A 21,318-nucleotide genomic window follows, 5' to 3' on the forward strand; every position below is an offset into this window, starting at 1 on the left:
CCAGATCTATTTTGTTAGCCTCCGTAATTTAAAAAGGCATTCTCTAGTGGCTATAGGTATTTAATATATCTTTGCAAAGAAATTGTTTACAATAAGCTATGAAAATTATCATTGCCGGAGCTGGAGAAGTTGGGTTTCATTTGGCAAAATTATTATCTTTTGAGTCGCAAAATATCACATTGATTGATCCTGATGTGGAAAGTCTCAACTATGCAAATACACATTTGGATATTAAGGTGCTCAAGGGAGATGCGACATCAATTTCGATATTAAAAGAAGCTCAAGTAGAAACTTCAGATTTAGTGATTGGGGTTACCGCTTCACAAGCTACCAATATCACTCTTTGTTTATTGGCAAAACAATTAGGATGTAAGCGAACCATCGCTAGAATATCTAATACAGAATACATCCATAATAAAGAATTGGTTGGATTTGAGAAATTAGGGATTGATGAACTCATCTCCCCAGAGATGCTTGCCTCGCAAGAAATCCAATTATTACTCGATGAATCCGCGTTCAACGACACCTATGAATTTGAGGGTGGCGCACTAATTATGGTGGGGACTACCTTGCAAAAAACAGCGCCATTTGTCGGTAAAACAATACAAGAAGCTGCGAGTATTTTTCCAGAACTTCACTTTCAGCCCATTGCGATTCAACGTTTTGGAACTCAATATACCATTATCCCTAGAGGAGATGTGGAGTTTAAGGAAGGTGATCAGGCTTATTTTGTAACCTTACCCGAGGGCGTGGATCACTTATACCAACTAACCGGACAGGTTAGAAAGAAAATTAAAAATGTGATGATCCTTGGTGGAAGTCAGGTTGGTTATAAAACAGCCTTGAACCTTTGTCAAAGTAAATTCCGAGTAAAACTAGTTGAGAAGGATAGAGTAAGAGCAGAGAACCTAGCAGACCTGTTACCCAATGCCCTTGTTATTAATGGTGACGGTAGAAGCCTGGAACTATTGGAAGAAGAGGACCTTTCTTCCATGGATGCCTTTATTGCGGTTACTGAAAATGCAGAGACTAATATTATGTCCTGCCTGATGGCAAAATCAAAAAATATAAATAAGACCATTGCCCTTGTTGAAAACATGGATTACTTTCAACTATCCCATTCTATTGGGATAGACACTTTGATCAACAAGAAATTACTGGCTGCAAATAATATCTCAAGGCACATTAGAGAAGGTGAAGTAGTTGCCTTGACAAATCTCAATAATTTAAATGCTGAGTTGTTAGAGTTTGTGGTCAAACCTAGCTGTGCCGCTGCCGGAAAAGCGATAAAAGATCTAGATTTCCCAAGAACAGCAACTATTGGAGGAGTTATTCGAGATGGTGAAGGAATTATTGCTCTTGGTGATTTTGTCATTCAAACAGGAGATCGGATAGTTGTATGTTGCTTACCTGATGCCATTGCCAAGGTTGAGAAATTTTTTAAATAATCCATGAAAAAACTCAATACCAAAATCATCTTCTATTTCATGGGGCTTTTATTGCTCTGTAATGGGGGCTTTATGTTGCTTTCTGCGTTAATTAGTTGGATTTATAGTGATGGTGTAACCCTGGAGTTAAGTTTTACCGGAGTTCTTGTTTTGCTGATCGGATCTATTCTGATGTTCGCAACAAAAACACATCAAAAGGAAATTAAAAAAAGGGAAGGTTATCTCATAGTGAGTCTGGGATGGCTATTTATGACTTTTACAGGGATGTTGCCCTATATCTTCACAGGAGCTATCTCAGGAGTTACTAATGCCTTTTTTGAGACCATGAGTGGTTATACTACAACTGGATCTAGTATTTTAAATGATATAGAATCCCTCCCCAAAGGGGTGTTGTTTTGGAGGAGTACCACAAATTGGATAGGTGGGATGGGGTTTATTGTATTGGCGGTGGCAATACTACCTCTATTGGGTATTGGTGGCATGCAGTTATTTGCTGCCGAGGCGCCAGGGCCAAGCGCTGATAAATTGCACCCACGTATCACTGATACTGCCAAGCGTCTATGGTATATCTATGTTGGGTATACTGCTGCGGGAACCTTGTTCTTAAGTTTGGCTGGCATGAGCTTCTTTGACGCTATAAATCATTCGATGACGGGTATTTCAACGGGAGGTTTTTCAACAAAAAACCTCAGCATGGCCTTTTGGAATGATACTCCACTGATTCAATACATAAGCATATTAATTATGTTTCTGGGAGGAACTAACTTTGTGTTGAGTTACTACGCTTTTAAAGGAAAATTATCGAGGGTTATTCGCGATTATGAATTCAGGTTCTATTCCCTGCTCATACTTGGAGTTTCACTAATTTCCGGTCTGATTATATGGTTAAAGGCTGAAGTTCCAGTAAGTGACTACCACCCCATGGTTCTAGGTGAGGCGGAGAGTGCATTTAGACATGGCCTTTTTCAGGTGGTGTCTGTCATTACAACCACCGGTTTTATCAGTGCGGATTTTAGCAATTGGACACCCTTTTTAACCCTAGTATTTTTTGGGTTGATGTTTGTCGGGGGTTCTGCAGGTTCAACTTCCGGGGGTGTAAAAGTTGTTCGTCATTTGCTTATGATTAAAAACGGAATTCTAGAATTTAAACGTGCGCTACATCCCAATGCTATTATACCTGTTCGCTATAACGGAAGAACCATACAAGAACCGATCATCTATAACATACTAGGATTTTTTATTATCTATATGCTAGTGTTTATCGTTGGGTCCTTGGTTTTGGGAATGCTAGGACTTGATTTTATATCAGCAGTTAGTGGTGCAGCATCTGCTCTTGGTAACATTGGTCCTGGCTTAGGCGTTCTAAATCCTTTGGCAAGTTTTGATGTATTACCAGGACTAGGGAAGTGGTGGCTTTCATTTCTAATGCTGCTGGGTAGACTAGAGCTCTTTACGGTATTGATTCTCTTTACGCCTTATTTTTGGAAACGATATTAATAGGTGTAAATGCAAAAAGCACACCCTAAGGCATGCTTCTCATTTTGTAATATGTTTTGGAATTAGAGCTTACGCCTTTGAAACAGCCGCTTTAATTCTATTGATTGCCTCTATTAAGGATTCCTCTGATGCTGCATAGGATATTCTGATACAGTTAGGGTTTCCGAAAGCTTCACCAGTTACCGTAGCCACATTAGCTTCCTCTAATAGGAAAAGTGCAAATTCAGAAGCGTTTTCAATTTTCTTTCCTTTGATTGTTTTTCCAAAGAATGCAGACACATTAGGGAAGACGTAGAATGCTCCTTCAGGAACATTCAACTGAAAACCTTCGATCTCTCCTAATAAAGAAAGTACCAAATCTCTTCGTTCTTTGAATTTGTCAATCATATATTGAATACTGCTCACTGGCGCTTCTAAAGCAGCGATGGTAGCTCTTTGAGCAATACTATTCGCTCCACTGGTAATTTGACCTTGAATCTTATTACATGCTCTTGCAATATAATCTGGAGCACCGATATATCCAATACGCCACCCAGTCATAGCAAATGCCTTAGAAACTCCGTTTACCGTAACTGTACGATCAAACATTCCGTCGATTGAGGCAATACTCGTATGACCTTCACCAAAATTGATGTGTTCGTAAATCTCATCGGAAACAACTATGATGTTTGGATGCTTTCTTAAAACCGCAGCAATTGCTTCTAGTTCCTGCTTGCTGTAAACAGATCCACTAGGGTTACAAGGTGAACTGTACCAAAGCATTTTAGTTTTAGGTGTAATAGCATCTTCCAATTGCTTAGCAGTCATTTTAAAGTCATTCTCTATTGAAGTCTGAACTTCAACAGGAACACCTTCAGCTAACTTTACGATCTCTGAGTAACTTACCCAATAAGGTGCAGGTAGAATAACTTCATCTCCAGGGTTAAGGACCGCCATTGCGACATTGGCCAACGATTGTTTTGCTCCTGTAGAAACCACAATTCCGTTAGGGCCATAGGTCAAATTATTGTCCCTTTGGAATTTCTTTATGATGGCATCTTTCAGGTCAGCATAACCATCCACTGGGGAATAGCTGCTGTAATTCTGATCAATAGCTTCTTTTGCAGCCTGTTTTACAAAATCAGGGGTATTGAAATCCGGCTCACCCAAACTCAATCCGATGATGTCTTTACCTTCAGCACGTAATTCTCTTGCTTTTGCTGCCATGGCAAGGGTTGCAGAAGTTGCCATGGTCAAAACTCTTTCCGATAAATGTTGTGACATAAAAATGATATTCGATTAATTGTAAACATAAGCTGGTTTTTGGCCCAGCTCTTTTAAGTGTTTAAAATGCGAAATTATAGCTTTTCTGGTAGTTTTATACTCATAATACGGTAAATCAAACTCCCTTGCTGTTTCTTTAACAATTTTAGCAATATTTGTGTAATGCACATGGCTAATATTAGGAAAAATATGATGTTCAACTTGATGATTCAAGCCACCGGTAAACCAGTTTACCAATTTGTTTTTGGTAGAAAAGTTGGTTGTTGTAAATAACTGATGGATCGCCCAAGTATTTTTGATTGTCCCTGTCTCATCCGGTAGAAAAGTATCTGCATCATCAACAATATGAGCTAATTGGAATACCATACTTAAAATAAGTCCGGCCGTATAATGCATCACAAAAAATCCAATAAGAACCTTCCACCAGGCCAGTTCAACAAAGAACATAGGAATAGCTATCCATACAATGATGTATATGACCTTAGTTATGATAAGTACACTCCATTCCTTTGCAGGATTCGGAAACTCACCATATGAAAGCTTACGAGACAAATAACGTTTCATTTGCTTGAAATCCGTAGTGATCGCCCAGTTTAGCGTAAGTAACCCATAAAGGAATACGGAGTAGTAATGCTGAAATCTGTGAAAACGATGCCATTTAGAATGTTCGCTAAATCGGATAATTCTTCCCGCATCTAGATCTTCATCATGACCTGGGATATTGGTATAGGTATGGTGAAGTACGTTGTGTTGAACCTTCCAGTTGTATACATTTCCAGCTAGAATATAAATACTGGATCCCATAACCTTATTGATCCATTTTTTGGAGGAATAACAGCCGTGATTACCATCGTGCATAACATTCATCCCCACACCAGCCATTCCAATACCAATAACAACGGTAAGTAACAGCTGTATCCACTGATTTAGTTCAGTGGTGAGGAGTAGGAAATAAGGTGTAAGGAAAATAGCAAACATGATCGCAGTTTTGAGATATAGTCTGAAATTCCCTGTCTTTTTTATATTCTTTTCTTTGAAATAAGTATTTACTCTAGAGTTCAGTGTTTTAAAAAACTTTTTCGGATCCTGTCTTGAAAATCGAATCGTAGTATCTGTATTCATAATGAAACGTGTTAATACCTTAGATTCAAAAGGTATGTGAGATGCAAAAGTATAATAATTAATTCCAATATCATGCGGATAGCTTCATAAGTGCGTGTTAATTTTATATTTTTGTCAAAATTTAGCACTAGCATGAAGGCAGAAATTATTAAAAATTACTTTCCAACTCTTACGCCAAAACAAGTAAAGCAGTTTGAACTACTGGAGCCTCTATATAAGGACTGGAATAGTAAAATCAATGTCATCAGTCGTAAAGATATCGATGAATTATATTTACGACACGTTCTGCATTCCCTCGGAATAGCTAAAGTACAAGGTTTTGAGGCTGGTAGCTCCATAATGGATGTTGGTACCGGGGGTGGATTCCCTGGAATTCCACTGGCGATACTGTATCCTGACACGGAGTTTTATCTCATCGATGCTATTGCAAAGAAAATAAAAGTTGTTCAAGAGGTCGTAGATGCCCTAGAACTTAAAAATGTGAAAGCAGCACAACAACGTGCTGAAAAAGTAAAAGGAGAATTTGACTTCATCGTAAGTCGCGCTGTAACGTCCATGCCTGATTTTGTAAAGTGGGTACGAAACAAAGTTAAAAAACAGTCTAAGCACCAGTTAAAAAACGGTATTCTATACCTGAAGGGGGGTGATTTAACCCAGGAGCTTGCCTTGTATCAAACTGTAACAACCTTCGAACTCTCGAGCTTCTTTAAAGAAGACTTCTTCGAAACCAAGAAAGTGGTTCATCTTCCTTTAAAATACAAAGGTTAATATCTCAACATATCCCTCTGAGTGTATCTCCAGCTTTCTATGAAATGCTTGAGATAGGCCTTAAAGCGTCGGAATAAAGAGGGCGATTTCCGGGATTCCAAACTAGCCTCAAAGGCATTAATTTTGGAAAGCAACTTTTGCTTATCCGTGACTACAAAGAAGTGCTCTTTTTCAGTTTTTTGAATAGTTTTATCCGTAGTTGAATCTAGGAAAGAGTACTTGATACTCACTATAGTTTTATCGTCATCAGCTTTCATCGCAATTCTATTTTAGAGATTTATCCAAAGATAAAAAAGAAACATTAATTTTACAATTAGGTAACATTAAATTAACATTAATAAAGAGATGATTCCTATTGTATCTGCCCTTAAAGCAACAAAAAACCCCAGTAAAAAACTGAGGTTTTATTGGTCGTATTGAAGCTCTTTTCCTTGTATGAGCAATACTGTTATGATTCTCCTAAGAAAGGATATCTGTAATCTACAGGGGAAACAAAAGTTTCCTTGATCAATCGTGGAGAAACCCAACGCAATAAGTTCTGAGCTGAACCTGCTTTGTCATTGGTTCCGGAAGCCCGAGCACCTCCAAAAGGTTGTTGTCCTACCACTGCGCCTGTTGGTTTGTCATTAATATAGAAGTTACCGGCACTGTTTTGAAGTGCGATTGTAGCTTCTTCAATAGTGTAGCGATCATTAGAAAAAACCGCTCCTGTAAGTCCGTATTCTGAAGTGTTATCTAGTAAGGTTAAGGTCTCACTCCATTTAGAATCCTCGTATACATAAACGGTTACCACAGGTCCGAAAAGCTCCGTAGTCATTGTTTTGTATTTTGGATCTGTAGTGACTATCACTGTTGGGTGAATAAAGTACCCTTTTGATTTGTCATAAGTTCCGCCTACGAAAATTTCTGCATCTGAATCTGCTTTTGCTTGATCAATATAACTAGCTAGTTTGTCAAATGATCCTTCGTGAATTACTGAAGTGATAAAGTTCTCCATCTGATTAGGAGCACCGATTTTGAAAGATTCAACATCTGCTTTCACAAAATCCAACACCTGTGATGCGATAGATTTTGGAAGGTAGACCCTTGAAGCAGCACTACATTTCTGGCCTTGGAATTCAAAGGCGCCTCTACTAATTGCCGTAGCTACTTGTTTAGGATGTGAACTTGGGTGGGCTATAATAAAATCCTTTCCTCCTGTTTCCCCAACGATTCTTGGGTAGGTTTTATAGATATCAATATTGTTCCCGATATTTTTCCAAATAGATTTGAATACAGCAGTAGATCCGGTAAAGTGAATTCCTGCAAAATCAGGACTTGCAAGTACCGTATCAGTGATCATTTGTGGATCCCCGTAGACTACGTTGATTACACCATCAGGAAGACCAGCTTCTTTGAAGATGTCAACGATAACCTTGGCGGAGTAAATCTGACTATCACTGGGTTTCCAAAGAACCACATTTCCCATCATAGCTGCACTAGCTGGAAGGTTTCCGGCAATGGCTGTGAAGTTAAACGGCGTAACGGCGTATACAAATCCTTCTAAGGGTCTGTACTCAACACGATTCCAGATTCCAGATTCAGATGTAGGCTGATCCTGATATATAGTAGACATGAACTCCACGTTGAAGTTCAAGAAATCGATTAATTCACATGCAGAATCAATTTCTGCTTGATGAATGTTTTTCGACTGCGCAATCATAGTTGCGGCGTTGATCTTAGCACGATAAGGGCCGGCAATTAGCTCTGCAGCTTTTAAAAATACTGCAGCACGCTGCTCCCATGACAGGGCTGCCCATTTCTTTCTTGCTTCTAGATTGTTGGCAATTGCTTTACTTACATGTGATTTATCAGCCAAATGATACGTCCCAACAATATGTTGGTGGTCATGTGGAGGAGACAGTGGTTGGGTGTTACCCGTTCTGACCTCTTCGCTTCCAATATACATTGGAATGTCAACCGTACTATTGAAGTACTGATCATACTGCGCTAACACAGCTGCTCTTTCTGGTGAACCCGGTACATATGATTTTACCGGTTCGTTCACTGCCTTAGGGACATGAAAAAAGCCTTTTCCCATACTCTTATGATTTATAGCATTAAAAATAAAATCAAAGGTACTAAAAAGCCCATTGGTTTAAAAAGCAAATTTTTGTTAAAGCATTTCCTTTAGTTTAATGCAAAAGGAGCATGTAATTTGAAGGTAGGAACAAGAACTCGAAACCTTCTGGTGGATGTGAAGTTGATCATATTAAAATGACCTCTCATGGCACCGATAGGAGAAGTTAATAGACAGCCTGAATTATAACTGTATGATTCACCAGGCTTAATCACAGGTTTTTTTCCAATTACACCCTCGCCATCTACTATTTCAACTCGGTTTAGAGCGTCGAAAATTTGCCAGTGCCTGGTGGTGAGTTGCACGGAGTCTTTGCTTTGGTTTTCGATAGTAATCGTATAGCCGAAGGCAAAATGCATCTTGTAGTTTTTGAAGAAGGTTCCTTCAAAACTAGTCTTGACTGTAATTTTTATGCCTTTGGTTATTTGTGTAATCATGTCTTGTGAAACTCTTTTATGGGGGTGTTGTGATCCAATAACGGTGCTAAATTAGTAAAAATTGTCTTATCATTTACTATTTTAACAATTGTTTGATTAGCTTTTTATCCTATGATTCACTGTGTTAGGGCTAATGTACAATAATATCTATCGATTTAGTAGATTAAACCGTAGTAAAATCAAGAAATTAGAATATTAAAATAAAGTTGTTTTGAGTTTTTAGAGCGATTCGGTAGTAACTTTCATCGAGCTTAGTTTGAGATCGTCTGAGATGTTGCACTTCCCACTCCAATCAAACTATCATAGGTTTTTCCGAATTCCCTGTAATAGACCAGTACGGTGTAGTTGTTTTCGGTTTCCCAATGACTCCCACTGATAAAGTTGTAGTCTACGATTTGATCTTTATCACTGACCTTGACATATTTATAGTTATAAAACCCTTGTTTCAAAAGTATAGGGGTTTGCAACATCATATTTTTGTCGTCGATTTTAAGTCGATTTTCTTCAGTGAGTTGGTAATTGTTGAATTTGCCGTATACATAGATTTTGTCCAAACCGATTTCATTGGTATAGGGAAGGCTGAAATATACGAAGGAGTAATCAGCTTCGCGATCAGAATTCGTCGCACCGGCATCTACGGTTCGTATTTTAAAATCCCCGTTGATATCCGGGTTGTAGGTGTAAGGTTGTCCATTTCGAATTTCGTCCGGATACAAATAGTGGTAATATCTGTTTTTTGCTTCCACTATCGCAATCGAGTTACTGGCAGTTCGTATTTCTTTGGTGTCAAACCACAAATATTCGTTACCACCTTCAAACGAAGTCTCTTTTTCATATTTATATAGCAATTGGCTTCCAGAAATGAACTGCGGTTTTACACCCTGGATGCTATGGTTGAAGTTTCCATTTTGATACATAATAAGTTTTACGTCTTGCATCGGATTTACAAGTTCAAAATCAGGAGCATCTATGATGATTTCCAAGCGCTGCATTTGGTCAAGATTTTTAACGTCTCTTGATGTTTTGACCGCGACGCCCACTTGGATCGCTTCCTTGTAGATGACAAAGCGACGTGTGAACATCAATTCACCTTTGTTATCTGTAATTTCTAGGATGTAATTCCCGGTAATTTTAAATTTTGTCTGATTGTTGGGGAGTTGTAATTGATAGTTGGTGAATGGTTGTAGGGTGGTTAAGGAATTTTCATAATTCGTGATGCGCTGGTCGTCAATGCCGTCTAAGTATTGAGATTTAAGAAGTCTCGAAGGTGTCCAGTCGTAATTGCAATAGCGTATGCGGTAGTAATAATCCATTTCATCTGCATACAAATCATCAAAGGAGAGCTGAATGACTTGACCGAGTTTTACGATCGGAAATTGATCACCCTCAGTATCAGATTTGAATACTATGGATTTTATATTTTCCGGTGGATCCTTTTCTACCGTATTTTGAGAAAAACCAAATTGAAGGATACCGATACAATAGAATACAAAAATAAATTTCACTTGCTCCTAAGGTTTGAATATTTTGTCGTAAAGTTAAACAAATTCAATTAGGGTTGTTTCATTCGCTTTATGTACCTGAAAATTATACTGATTTATTGTGGTAACTCTGTTTTAATTATTAAATTTGCACGAATTTTTGAGTTAACTAATTTCATTAGATAGATAACATGTCCAACGACATTAAGATTAGAAAAGGCTTAGATATTAAGCTGAAAGGCGAAGCGGAGAAACTGATTTCTGCGGCGCCAAGATCTAAATTCTTCGCAATTAAGCCTACAGATTTTCACGGAGTTACTCCTAAAATGGTGGTTAAAGAAGGTGCCACGGTGAAAGCTGGTGATACCATTTTTTATTCAAAAAGCAGCGAGCGTGTGAAATTCGTTTCTCCCGTGAGCGGAACCATTCAGGAAATCAGAAGAGGTGCAAAGCGTCGTATTTTAGAGGTGGTAATCAGTGCTGATGCCACGGATACGTTTAAAGATTTTGGTCAAAAAGATGTTTCGAAAATGTCTGCTGAACAAATTAAGGAACATTTGCTAGAGAGTGGATGTTGGCCTTTTGTGAAGCAAAGACCATACGATATTGTAGCAAACCCGGAAGATACTCCTAAGGCTATTTTTATTTCAGGAATGGCAACAGCACCTTTGGCTGCTGATGTTGAGTTTATACTTGAGAAAAGAAAAGAGGATTTTCAAGCCGGTATCGATGCAATTTCGAAATTAACTACTGGAAAAACCCATCTTTCAGTCGATAAGAGGTCAGCTTCTTTTTTCGATCAAGTTAAGGGTGTGACGCTTCACAAGGTTTCAGGACCGCACCCTGCAGGAAACGTAGGCGTGCAAATCCATCACATTGACCCTGTTAACGCAGGTGAACGTGTATGGGTTATCAATCCTGAGGATGTCGCTATTATTGGGTCGCTGTTTAAAACAGGTCACTTTGATGCAACACGTGTTTTTGCAGTAGCGGGAACTGAGGCGCCTAAAGCACAATACTACCGTTTCAAGTTAGGATCCAATATCCAAGATATTGTTGGAAATATTTCGGAGGACGTTCGAATTATCAGCGGTGATGTACTAACTGGTACTAAAATCTCTAACGAAGGTTTCGTTGGTTTTTACGATAACACATTGACCCTGATTCCTGAGGGAGATACCTATAGAATGTTTGGATGGTTGCCATTTAAAGATAACAACATTCCAAGTATGTCAAAGACTTCATTGTCTTGGTTGTTCCCTAATAGGAAATACAAGGTTAATACAAATCTCAATGGAGAGGAGCGTTCCTTAGTGGTGACAGGAGAAATGGAACAAGTGTTTCCAATGGATATTTATCCAATGCAGTTGTTGAAGGAATGTATGGTTTTCAACATCGAGAAGATGGAAAATCTAGGAATCTACGAAGTAGCACCAGAGGATTTTGCATTGATTGACTATGTGAATACTTCCAAACTGGAAGCTCAGGCTATCGTTCGTGATGCCCTGGATTTAATGATAAAAGAAGTTGGTTAAAAAATATTGAGATATGAATGCCTTAAGAAAAAAATTAGATCAACTACGAAAACCTTTTGAAAAAGGGCAGAAGTGGGAGAAGTTTGCTCCTGCAATCAATGCATTTGACACCTTTTTGTATGTGCCTAATCACACCACTAAAAAGGGAGCCCATATTCGGGATTCTGTAGACTTAAAGAGAACGATGATAACCGTAGTTGTTGCCTTATTACCGGCTTTGATTTACGGAATATATAATTCAGGATATCAACATTTTATTCAACTAGGTGAACAATTCACCTTTTGGGATGCCTTTGCGCATGGTGCTGCAAAAGTTCTTCCAATGGTTATTGTTTCCTATGTAGTAGGACTTACTATTGAATTCATTTTTGCTATTTATAGAGGACATGAGGTCAATGAAGGGTTCTTAGTAACTGGTTTGTTGATTCCAATGATTATGCCTGTTGACTTGCCACTTTGGATGCTTGCAGTATCTGTTGCTTTTGCAGTAGTACTTGGAAAGGAGGCCTTTGGGGGAACAGGGATGAATATATTAAACCCAGCCTTGACGGCTAGGGCCTTTGCCTTCTTTGCTTATCCAACGTATATGTCCGGTACTAAAGTATGGGTTTCAGATGCGACTACTATAGATGCTATTTCAGGTGAAACTGTACTGGGGTCGTTGGCAGCTAATCACGATGTTCATTACAGTGTGTGGGAGATGTTTTCTGGAGCAATTCCGGGATCTATTGCCGAGACCTCTGTTTTGTGGATATTAGTGGGTGCTGCAATTTTGATCTTCACTGGTGTAGGTAGTTGGAGAATTATGTTGGGAGGAGTTATTGGAGCTGTATTTATGTCTTTCCTATTTAATTTATGGGGAGCAAACGGGCTTATGGAATTCCCATGGTACCAACACTTGCTAGTTGGAGGTTTAGCTTTCGGACTTGTCTTTATGGCAACTGATCCGGTATCTGCTGCACAAACCTTAAAAGGAAAATGGATCTACGGAATTTTAATCGGTATTTTTTGTATACTGATTCGCGTATTCAATCCGGCTTATCCTGAAGGTGTGATGTTGGCAATTTTATTGATGAACGTATTCGCTCCGACTATTGATCATTATGTGATACAAGCTAACATTAAGAGAAGAAAGAAACGTGTATCGAGTGCAACTGTTAAATCCGCTTAGTCATGAATAGAGAGAGTAACGCATATACATTAATATTCGCCGTGATTATGGTAATAGTAGTAGCATCTGCTTTGGCAATTGCTGCAACATCACTTCAACCATTACAGGCTCAGAATATAAAGATCGAGAAAATGCAGGACATTTTGTCGACTATTGAAATTACATCCACTAAAGAACAAGCTGAAGAAACCTATAATAAATACATTACAAAGGAACTTGCACTTGATCCTAATGGAGAAGTTGTATTAGAAGGTGGTGAAGCTTTTGCTATCGACCTTGCTAAGGAGTATAAAAAGGATGTTAACCAACAACGCTTTCCTCTTTATGTGGCTGACGTAGAAGGTTCAACTTATTACATCATTCCACTTTATGGTGCCGGACTTTGGAACTCAATTTGGGGATATATCTCACTAGAAGAAGATGGTAATACCGTTAAGGGAACTGTTTTCTCACACGCTGGGGAGACGCCTGGACTTGGAGCTGAGATCACTCAAGATTGGTTTCAAGAACGTTTTATCGGTGAGAAAATCAAAGATTCAAGCGGGAAGTTTGTCGGTATAAACGTGAAAAAAGGATACGCTGGAGGTAATGATAAAGACGATAATGCAGTGGACGCCATATCAGGAGCTACCATCACAGGTGACGGGGTGACCAATATGATCCACGAACGTCTGGAATATTACATTTCTTATTTGGAGAAACAGAACACTAATTTAGCTTTAAATTAAGGTATTATGGCTGATATTAAAAATAAAAAAGAGAAAGAGCCTGTTGTGCTTTTTGTAGCAGAAGAAAAAGAGCCGTTATTCTCAAAGAAAAACCGAAAGTTACTTACAGATCCACTTAATGACGATAACCCGATCACGGTTCAGGTACTTGGGATATGTTCGGCTTTAGCGATTACGGTTCAACTAGAACCTTCAATAGTTATGGCAATTTCAGTAATAGCTGTAATGGCAGCGAGTAACGTGGTGATTTCTTTGCTTAGGAATCTTGTTCCTAACCGTATTCGAATCATTGTTCAGTTAGTTGTAGTTGCTAGTTTAGTGGCTTTGGTAAACGAAGTGCTTAAAGCTTATGCTTATGATGTGAGTAAACAGTTGTCGGTATTCGTAGGACTTATCATTACCAACTGTATTGTAATGGGACGATTGGAAGCATTTGCCTTAGGTAATGGGCCTTGGAAATCTTTTCTAGACGGTATTGGGAACGCAGCGGGATATGCACTTGCCCTTATTGTTATTGCATTTTTCCGTGAATTACTAGGATCTGGTAAGTTATTTGGAATTGAAGTTTTGGGACACAAAGGTGTTACCCTGGCAGAATCAACCGGACTTTACGCACTAGGTTATGAGAATAATGGACTGATGTTGTTATCACCTGCAGCCTTATTAGTGTTGGGAGTCATCGTTTGGTTCCAGCGTTCTAAGAATAGAAAATTAATCGAAAAATAAGCAATAGCATTAAAAACATTAAATTATGGAATACGTAAATCTTTTTGTGAGAAGTATTTTTATAGAGAACATGATCTTTGCTTATTTTCTTGGGATGTGTTCTTATTTAGCAGTCTCTAAGACGGTAAAGACTGCCGTTGGATTGGGAGCTGCTGTGATCTTTGTGTTGGCCATTACAGTGCCAATGAACTTTTTAATAGATAATTATTTGCTAAAGCCTGGTGCTTTATCATGGATAAGTCCTGATTTTGCTGAATTGGATTTAAGTTTTTTAAGTTTTATTCTATTTATTGCAGTAATCGCCTTTATGGTACAGCTTGTTGAAATGATTGTAGAACGATTCGCTCCTGCGCTTTATGGGGCTTTAGGGATCTTCTTACCACTAATTGCCGTTAACTGTGCAATTCTTGGAGCATCATTATTTATGCAACAAAAAGACTTTTCTTCTATTGGGGAAGCTTCTGTATATGGGTTAGGCTCTGGTATAGGCTGGTTCTTAGCGATTCTTGCAATTGCTAGTATACGTGAAAAAATCACGTATTCTAATGTTCCCGCTCCTTTAAGAGGTCTTGGAATCACATTTATCATCACTGGACTTATGGCCATTGGGTTTATGAGTTTTATGGGAATTAAATTATAATATAAATCTTATTAGTTAAGTAGGATATGGATTATTCAGTAATCGTTGCAAGTTTAGTAGTCTTTCTGACCCTAATCATTTTAATGGTATTGGCGCTCTTGTATGCCAAATCTAAACTATTGCCATCGGGACCCGTGACTGTAAAGATCAACGGGGAGAAAGATTTAGAAGTTTCATCAGGAGGGACCTTATTGTCTACCCTGGGGAACAGTAAAATATTTTTACCTTCTGCATGTGGAGGTGGAGGAACCTGTATTCAATGTAAGTGTATCGTTAGCGAGGGTGGAGGTCAAATACTTCCAACTGAGGAACCACACTTTACAAGAAAGGAAATTGCCGAAGGATGGCGTCTTAGCTGTCAGGTAAAAATCAAACAAGATTTGGTTATACAAGTTCCTGAAGAGGTTTTTGGTATTAAGAAATGGGAAGCGGAAGTTGTCAGAAACTGGAACGTTGCCTCATTTATTAAGGAATTTGTAGTCAAACTTCCAGAAGATATGGACTACCAACCGGGAGGATATATTCAAATTGAAATTCCTAAAGGGGAGGTTAAATTTGAGGATATGGATATTACTGCGCATCCTGAGGAGCATGACGATCCTAAGAAGTTCCAATTGGAATGGGATAAGTTCAACCTTTGGCCTCTTGTGATGAAAAATGACGACGTTGTAGAAAGGGCATACTCCATGGCCTCTTATCCTGCAGAAGGAAGAGAAATCATGTTGAATGTTCGTATTGCGACCCCACCATGGGATCGTAATAAAAACGGATGGATGGATGTAAATCCCGGTATTGCTTCATCTTATATCTTCGCTAAAAAACCAGGAGATAAAGTAATTATTTCAGGACCTTATGGTGAATTCTTCATCAACCCAAGCGATTCTGAAATGGTATATGTTGGTGGTGGAGCAGGTATGGCACCGATGCGTTCTCACTTATATCACCTTTTCAAAACTCTTAAAACAGGAAGAAAAGTGTCTTATTGGTATGGTGGACGTTCTAAACGTGAGTTGTTCTATCTAGAGCACTTTAGAGAGCTTGAACGTGAATTTCCTAACTTTAAATTCCACATAGTGCTTTCAGAACCTTTGGAAGTAGACAATTGGAAAGTTAAAGACTCAATGGATGCAGAAGGTGATGGATTTGTCGGGTTTGTTCACCAAGCCGTAATTGATAATTACTTAAGCCACCATGAGGCACCAGAGGATATTGAGTTCTATTTCTGTGGTCCTCCATTGATGAATAAGGCTGTTGAGAAGATGTGTGATGATTTTGGAGTTCCGCCTGAGAATGTAAGATTTGACGATTTCGGAGGTTAATAACCAAACTGAAATTTGATACTATAACAATAAAAAAACCGCTCATAAGGCGGTTTTTTTATTGTTATTTACTTATCTGATTTTAGTCCACTTTGTCATTGCCACTTGGTTTAAGATAACTCCTCATCAAGCGAACAAATTCCGCACGATAGCCTTGCTTGTCTTCGGCTTTATTCTGCTCCGCCAAAGCTATGATTTGTTCCTTAGTCGCCCCATTTAAGTACTTGGAATCTCTTAAATACATACCCCACATGGCAACGGCAGAGGCAAAATTAAAATCGGAATCTTCTTTAACTAACTTTTTAGAAACGGTGTGAACCAATTCTTTGCTCTTGTCACCATCTGGTTGTTTATAACGGAACTTTATGGTCACCAACTCGTTTCTAAAATTTGAGCTTGGTTGAACCTTCGTATATTTTAAAGAATCGATACTCTTTACATAGTCACTTTTTACTCCTGTAGGAATGATTTCATAAAAGGCAGTGACTCTGTGGCCACTTCCCATCTCACCGGCATCCTTGGTGTCATCTTTAAAGTCCTCGTCATTGAGAAGTCTATTTTCATAACCTATTAAACGGTACGCCTGAACAAGGGACGGATTAAACTCCAATTGTAGTTTTACATCTTTGGCGATGGTGTACATAGTTCCTCCAAACTCGGTTCCAAGAACGCGCTGTGCTTCTTGCATGGTATCGATATAGGCATAATTTCCGTTACCCTTATCTGCTAAGGTTTCAATCTTTGAATCTTTATAATTTCCCATTCCAAATCCTAAGCAACTCAAAAACACTCCTGATTTTCGTTTCTCCACAATCAAATCTTCCATTTCACTGTCCTTATAAGGACCAACATTAAAGTCTCCATCAGTGGCGATAATCACACGGTTGTTTCCGTTTTTAATAAAGTGCTCTTCAGCGGTTTCATAAGCGAGATTTATCCCTTGACTACCAGCAGTCGAACCTCCTGCTTGGAGGCCGTCAATTGCGGCTATGATAGTTTGCTTCTCTGCTCCTGAAGTAGGAGGTAATACCAAGCCGGCTGCTCCTGCATATACGACTATAGATACATTATCTTCCGGTCTTAGTTTTTCGACCAACACTTTAAAGGCAGACTTCAATAACGGCAATTTATTGGGTGAATTCATAGATCCTGATACATCAATCAGAAAAACCAAATTAGACGCAGGAATGTCTTCTAAAGGCACTTCTTTGCCTTGTAGTCCTATTTTCAGCAACTGATGCTTCTCATTCCATGGCGCTTTCCCTAAGGTTGTTGCTATGGCAATTGGATCCTTTGATTTTGGTTGATCGTAATCATAGTTAAAGTAATTGATTAATTCCTCTACTTTGATCGCATCTTTGGGGATTTTGGAACCATTGTTAATCATGCGTCTCATGTTGCTATAAGAAGCCTTGTCTACATCTATAGAAAAGGTGGAAAGCGGTTTGTATTGCACTTGTAGAAAGCCATTATCCTTAATTTTCGCATAGTCCTCCGTGTTTGAAGTGTTTGGTCTCCATGCCCTGGTAACAGCTATGGCATTTGGATTTATACCTCGAATTAGGCGAGGCGGCCCTGAAAGAATCACTTTCTCTTCGACCTCTTCCGCATCCTCTACAACTTGTATTATGGATGCAGATTCCATAGCTACATTTAGGGTGTTATTCTTGACTACAATTTCCCTTGAAGCATAACCGTTTAGAGTAAATCTAAGGATGTTACCTTTTTCAGCTTTTATGGAATACTTCCCGTTTTTATCGGTTAGGGTAGTGACTTTGGTGAAATGATTGCTGACTAATACACCAACTAAGACCTTGTTACTTTCTATATCCGTAACACTCCCACTGATGGTGGTGTACTGGGCAGTACCCCAGGCAGACCACAGCATTAAAAACATTAGAACAATTCGCATATTGAATAGATTTATGGATTCTTATAGGAAATAAAACAAGTACTGTGCCACAAAATTGAATGCGATACCGTGTATGTGGATGACCGCAGTTTTAGTTGATGAATTTTTCTATGGATTCATTTTATTTTGTTAGATTGCGTATGCAAAAATTTAACGTTATTAACAGTAAGATGCCTGAGGAATTCACAGAGCAAGAACTTCATAATTTAGCGATGAATGTCGTTGGTAAAGTGCTTGAAAAAGAAGGCTTTGAGTTTATGACTGTAAACTCCAAGTTAAAGAAGGATCCTCAATTTGTGTGTTTGAAGAATAAAAAGCTTCATTTTGTTATCGTCAGGGCAGTAAGGTATCCCCAAAACCCAATCACCTATGATGTCACTTATATGGAAATAGTGAAACAACATGCCTTGAACTTTAAAGCAAGGACATATTATGCGGGAGTAGGAATTGCAAATGCAAATGATTATTCGAAGGCAGTGATCAAGGGTGATAAATATATAATAAACTTTAATGGAATTACTGAAATTTAATCCTTTAACCCCACTTCTAGGATTCTTACTATTGTTTGGAAGTTGCGCTTTGGACAATACTTCAGAAATAAAGGTCGAGGAGGGCTATGTGTTAGGAACTACGTATCAGATAAGTTATGACGCCATCAAAGATTCTCTGCTAGTAAAACAGCAGATACAGTCCATTTTTGACGATATTAATCGATCCTTGTCTACATACCTGCCAACTTCAGATTTATCAGCCATTAACAAAGGTGACTCCAGTAAAGTCATCGACCTGTATTTTAAAGAAGTATACATTACTGCAAAGGATATTTGGCGCCAAACAGACGGGTATTTTGATCCCACTATTGGTGGGCTAATCGACGCTTGGGGTTTTGGTTCTGATCTCCCAATAAGAGGTATAGGGAGCTCTGAAGTAGATAGCCTCATGGAATACATTGGTTTTGGAAAAGTTTATTTGTCCAATGACAATAGGATTATAAAAGAAAATGCCAACACCAAATTAAACTTTAATGCCTTGTTAAAAGGATATACCGTGGACCTTATTGCTCGGGTACTTGAGAGCAACGGTGTCAAAAATTATGTGATTGCTTTAGGGGGCGAAGTGTTGGTCAAAGGAGATAAGGAGTTTGCCAACAAAATTAAAAATTGGGTTGTTGCTATCGAGAGTCCAATCCAGACAAAAAAACAAGATGTATTCATAGCCAAGGTACAGTTGAAAAACAGAGCTATGGCCACCAGCGGAAACTATAGAAAATTCAGAGTAGATCCTATTACTAAAGAGCATTATGTACACATCGTCGACCCACATACAGGCTATCCCAAAAAGAGTAATGTCCTAAGTGTGGCGGTAGTTGCTGACCAGTGTGTTATAGCAGATGCCTATGCCACAGCTTTAATGGTTATGCCATTTGAAAAAACTAAAGCATTTCTAAAAAAGAATTCTGGAATTGAAGCCTATATCATTGTCGCCGACAAAGATGGTGACCTAAGTGAGTATAAAACAAAAGGTTTTCAAGATTTACTACAGAATTAACTGGTTATCGGCTTTCTACACAGTGGAAGTATTTCGTGCGGATTAAGGCCGTAGCGCTGTATTTGTTCAGAAGTTAATTTGTTTTGGAGCAGCACTTGGTCAACCTCGAATCCAACTGCTCTGAGTTTGTCAAAATAATCCATACCATAAACCCTAACATGATCGTACTGTCCAAAGATTTCGGCTCTTTTTTTAGGATCCGTTATACTATCATCCTGAAAGCTTGTCAAGCGGTTCATCTCTAATGGTATTTGAAATATACCCCAACCACCAGGTTTCATAACGCGATACAATTCCCGCATAGCTTTATGGTCATCTGGGATGTGTTCTAAGACGTGATTGCATAGAATCACATCGTATTGATCATTTTCAAATGGAAGGGCGCAAATATCCGCCTTTACCGTAGCAAGCGGTGATTCTATATCCGTGGTGGTGTAGTCTAAATTTTTCTGAACTTTAAAACGCTTGTAAAAGGCTTGTTCGGGCGCAAAGTGCAATAGCTTTAACTCTTTCGAGAAGAAATCAGTCTGAACTAAATACAACCATAACAATCGGTGGCGTTCAAGGGATAAGGTGCCTGGAGCCAATACATTTTCACGTTGATTTTCGTAGCCATAAGGCAGAAATGACCTGTAGCTCTTTCCATCGATGGGATCTGTATAGCGGTCACCATTGTATAAAAATGCAATTATAGGGCTAACCCAATAGCTGATCTTTATAAGGAAAGGGCGTGGAACCTTATTTAAGAAAAATTTAAAAGCTCGCTTCAAGAAAATTTAGTTTGGTACATGATTTTTAAATTCTTCCTCCTCGTTACTTTTAATACCTAAAGCATCATAGATATAATCAAAGGTGGATAAAATTTCCGGTTTGCCCTCTATAAGAGCCACATCGTGTTCAAAGTGAGCACTTGGTTTGCCATCCGCAGTAACAATGGTCCAGCCATCGCTTAGTTGTTTGATGCGGTGCGTTCCCATGTTGATCATGGGTTCGATAGCCACGACCATACCATTTTGGAATTTTTTACCACGTCCTCTTTTGCCGTAATTAGGCATCTCAGGATCTTCGTGCATCTTTTTTCCAAGTCCGTGACCGACCAATTCACGAACTACGCCGTAGCCTTGATCTTCACAATATTTTTGGATTGCATATCCAACATCCCCTACACGGTTACCCATTTTGAATTCTCGAATTCCAATGTATAAGGAGTCTTTTGTGACTTGAAGTAATTTTTTAGTCTTGGGGTCAACTTCGCCGATTTCAAAGGTGAACGCATGATCGCCATAATAACCATTTTTTAGCGCTCCACAGTCGATAGAAACCACATCACCTTCCTTAAGAGGTTTGTCTGTAGGAAGTCCGTGAACAACTGCCTCATTGGTAGAGGTAAGTAGTGTAGAAGGGCAGCCGTATAATCCTAAGAACCCTGGTTCAGCACCCTGAGATCTAATATAGTCTTCTGCGATTTTATCTAAATATTGTGTAGTAACACCTGGCTTTAGCTCTGTGGCTAACATTCCCAAAGTTTTGGAAACTATAAGCGCACTCTCTCTCATCAATTCGATCTCTTCAAGCGTTTTTAGCTCAATCATATATTGTTATTT

General features: G+C 38.8%; 20 protein-coding genes. 11 read left to right on the plus strand and 9 right to left on the minus strand.

Translation table 11 applies throughout. The annotated features are described in order from the left end of the window. The first annotated feature begins 98 nt into the window (after positions 1-98). Positions 99-1,448: a Trk system potassium transporter TrkA gene (trkA, locus tag ACN0TV_RS00075; protein ID WP_417358884.1), complete on the plus strand. Its 1,350-nt coding sequence runs from the start codon at positions 99-101 to the stop codon at positions 1,446-1,448. A gap of 3 nt (positions 1,449-1,451) precedes the next feature. Further along, entirely contained in the window at positions 1,452-2,945 is a 1,494-nt protein-coding gene (locus ACN0TV_RS00080) for a TrkH family potassium uptake protein (protein ID WP_417358886.1), read from the plus strand. Positions 2,946-3,014: 69 nt separating this feature from the next. On the opposite strand, the gene ACN0TV_RS00085 is transcribed toward ACN0TV_RS00080, so the two are convergent. Next, positions 3,015-4,208 carry a pyridoxal phosphate-dependent aminotransferase gene (locus ACN0TV_RS00085; protein ID WP_417358888.1) on the minus strand — a complete coding sequence of 398 codons (1,194 nt, stop codon included), beginning with the start codon at positions 4,206-4,208 and terminating at the stop codon, positions 3,015-3,017. A 15-nt stretch (positions 4,209-4,223) separates the two neighbouring features. Further along, positions 4,224-5,330, minus strand: coding sequence for a fatty acid desaturase family protein (locus ACN0TV_RS00090; RefSeq protein ID WP_417358890.1), 1,107 nt, complete (start codon positions 5,328-5,330; stop codon positions 4,224-4,226). 132 nt (positions 5,331-5,462) lie between these two features. Between ACN0TV_RS00090 and rsmG the strand changes: the two genes are divergently transcribed. Continuing rightward, a complete protein-coding gene (gene rsmG / locus ACN0TV_RS00095) occupies positions 5,463-6,098 on the plus strand; it encodes a 16S rRNA (guanine(527)-N(7))-methyltransferase RsmG (protein WP_417358892.1) in 636 nt (211 codons plus the stop codon). Here rsmG and ACN0TV_RS00100 read toward each other — a convergent pair. The 4 genes from ACN0TV_RS00100 to ACN0TV_RS00115 all read right to left on the minus strand — a co-directional run bounded on the left by ACN0TV_RS00100 (position 6,095) and on the right by ACN0TV_RS00115 (position 10,159). Beyond that, positions 6,095-6,355: a hypothetical protein gene (locus tag ACN0TV_RS00100; RefSeq protein WP_417358894.1), complete on the minus strand. Its 261-nt coding sequence runs from the start codon at positions 6,353-6,355 to the stop codon at positions 6,095-6,097. The two genes, rsmG and ACN0TV_RS00100, sit on opposite strands and share 4 nt — an antisense overlap. A gap of 191 nt (positions 6,356-6,546) precedes the next feature. Next, entirely contained in the window at positions 6,547-8,178 is a 1,632-nt protein-coding gene (gene pruA / locus ACN0TV_RS00105) for an L-glutamate gamma-semialdehyde dehydrogenase (RefSeq protein ID WP_417358896.1), read from the minus strand. An 89-nt stretch (positions 8,179-8,267) separates the two neighbouring features. Beyond that, positions 8,268-8,654: a Co2+/Mg2+ efflux protein ApaG gene (apaG, locus tag ACN0TV_RS00110; RefSeq protein WP_417358898.1), complete on the minus strand. Its 387-nt coding sequence runs from the start codon at positions 8,652-8,654 to the stop codon at positions 8,268-8,270. 251 nt (positions 8,655-8,905) lie between these two features. Next, complete coding sequence (locus ACN0TV_RS00115; protein ID WP_417358899.1) at positions 8,906-10,159, minus strand: DUF5103 domain-containing protein; 1,254 nt, start codon at positions 10,157-10,159, stop codon at positions 8,906-8,908. A 167-nt stretch (positions 10,160-10,326) separates the two neighbouring features. On the opposite strand from ACN0TV_RS00115, the gene ACN0TV_RS00120 reads away from it, so the two are divergent. Genes ACN0TV_RS00120 through nqrF form a run of 6 tightly spaced genes read left to right on the plus strand, consistent with a single transcriptional unit; the run spans position 10,327 to position 16,254 of the window. Further along, complete coding sequence (locus tag ACN0TV_RS00120) at positions 10,327-11,670, plus strand: Na(+)-translocating NADH-quinone reductase subunit A (RefSeq protein WP_417358901.1); 1,344 nt, start codon at positions 10,327-10,329, stop codon at positions 11,668-11,670. A gap of 13 nt (positions 11,671-11,683) precedes the next feature. After that, positions 11,684-12,841, plus strand: a complete 1,158-nt coding sequence (locus ACN0TV_RS00125; RefSeq protein ID WP_417358903.1) for an NADH:ubiquinone reductase (Na(+)-transporting) subunit B — start codon at positions 11,684-11,686, stop codon at positions 12,839-12,841. A gap of 2 nt (positions 12,842-12,843) precedes the next feature. Next, complete coding sequence (nqrC, locus tag ACN0TV_RS00130) at positions 12,844-13,569, plus strand: NADH:ubiquinone reductase (Na(+)-transporting) subunit C (protein WP_417358905.1); 726 nt, start codon at positions 12,844-12,846, stop codon at positions 13,567-13,569. A 6-nt stretch (positions 13,570-13,575) separates the two neighbouring features. Then, positions 13,576-14,295, plus strand: a complete 720-nt coding sequence (locus tag ACN0TV_RS00135; RefSeq protein ID WP_417358907.1) for an NADH:ubiquinone reductase (Na(+)-transporting) subunit D — start codon at positions 13,576-13,578, stop codon at positions 14,293-14,295. A 25-nt stretch (positions 14,296-14,320) separates the two neighbouring features. After that, positions 14,321-14,935 (plus strand): NADH:ubiquinone reductase (Na(+)-transporting) subunit E, encoded by a 615-nt coding sequence (nqrE, locus tag ACN0TV_RS00140; protein WP_417358909.1) that lies wholly within the window; start codon positions 14,321-14,323, stop codon positions 14,933-14,935. 26 nt (positions 14,936-14,961) lie between these two features. After that, the gene (gene nqrF, locus ACN0TV_RS00145) at positions 14,962-16,254 is read left to right on the plus strand and encodes an NADH:ubiquinone reductase (Na(+)-transporting) subunit F (RefSeq protein WP_417358911.1); all 1,293 of its coding nucleotides are present in this window, start codon (positions 14,962-14,964) and stop codon (positions 16,252-16,254) included. 82 nt (positions 16,255-16,336) lie between these two features. Here the strand turns inward: nqrF and ACN0TV_RS00150 are convergent, their stop codons facing one another. Continuing rightward, a complete protein-coding gene (locus tag ACN0TV_RS00150; RefSeq protein ID WP_417358913.1) occupies positions 16,337-18,166 on the minus strand; it encodes a YfbK domain-containing protein in 1,830 nt (609 codons plus the stop codon). Positions 18,167-18,336: 170 nt separating this feature from the next. Here ACN0TV_RS00150 and ACN0TV_RS00155 point away from each other — a divergent pair, with 170 nt between their 5' ends. After that, on the plus strand, positions 18,337-18,696 hold the full coding sequence (locus ACN0TV_RS00155; RefSeq protein ID WP_417359932.1) for a Na(+)-translocating NADH-quinone reductase subunit F: 360 nt from the start codon (positions 18,337-18,339) through the stop codon (positions 18,694-18,696). After that, positions 18,677-19,714 (plus strand): FAD:protein FMN transferase, encoded by a 1,038-nt coding sequence (locus tag ACN0TV_RS00160; protein WP_417358915.1) that lies wholly within the window; start codon positions 18,677-18,679, stop codon positions 19,712-19,714. Before ACN0TV_RS00155 ends, ACN0TV_RS00160 begins: the two co-directional genes overlap by 20 nt. Here the strand turns inward: ACN0TV_RS00160 and ACN0TV_RS00165 are convergent. Then, positions 19,711-20,484 (minus strand): class I SAM-dependent methyltransferase, encoded by a 774-nt coding sequence (locus ACN0TV_RS00165; protein ID WP_417358917.1) that lies wholly within the window; start codon positions 20,482-20,484, stop codon positions 19,711-19,713. The two genes, ACN0TV_RS00160 and ACN0TV_RS00165, sit on opposite strands and share 4 nt — an antisense overlap. A 6-nt stretch (positions 20,485-20,490) precedes the next feature. Continuing rightward, entirely contained in the window at positions 20,491-21,306 is an 816-nt protein-coding gene (map, locus tag ACN0TV_RS00170; protein WP_417358919.1) for a type I methionyl aminopeptidase, read from the minus strand. Positions 21,307-21,318 lie beyond the last annotated feature (12 nt).

It is taken from the genome of Galbibacter sp., assembly GCF_048266365.1.
In the GTDB taxonomy this organism is placed as follows: Bacteria; Bacteroidota; Bacteroidia; order Flavobacteriales; family Flavobacteriaceae; genus Galbibacter.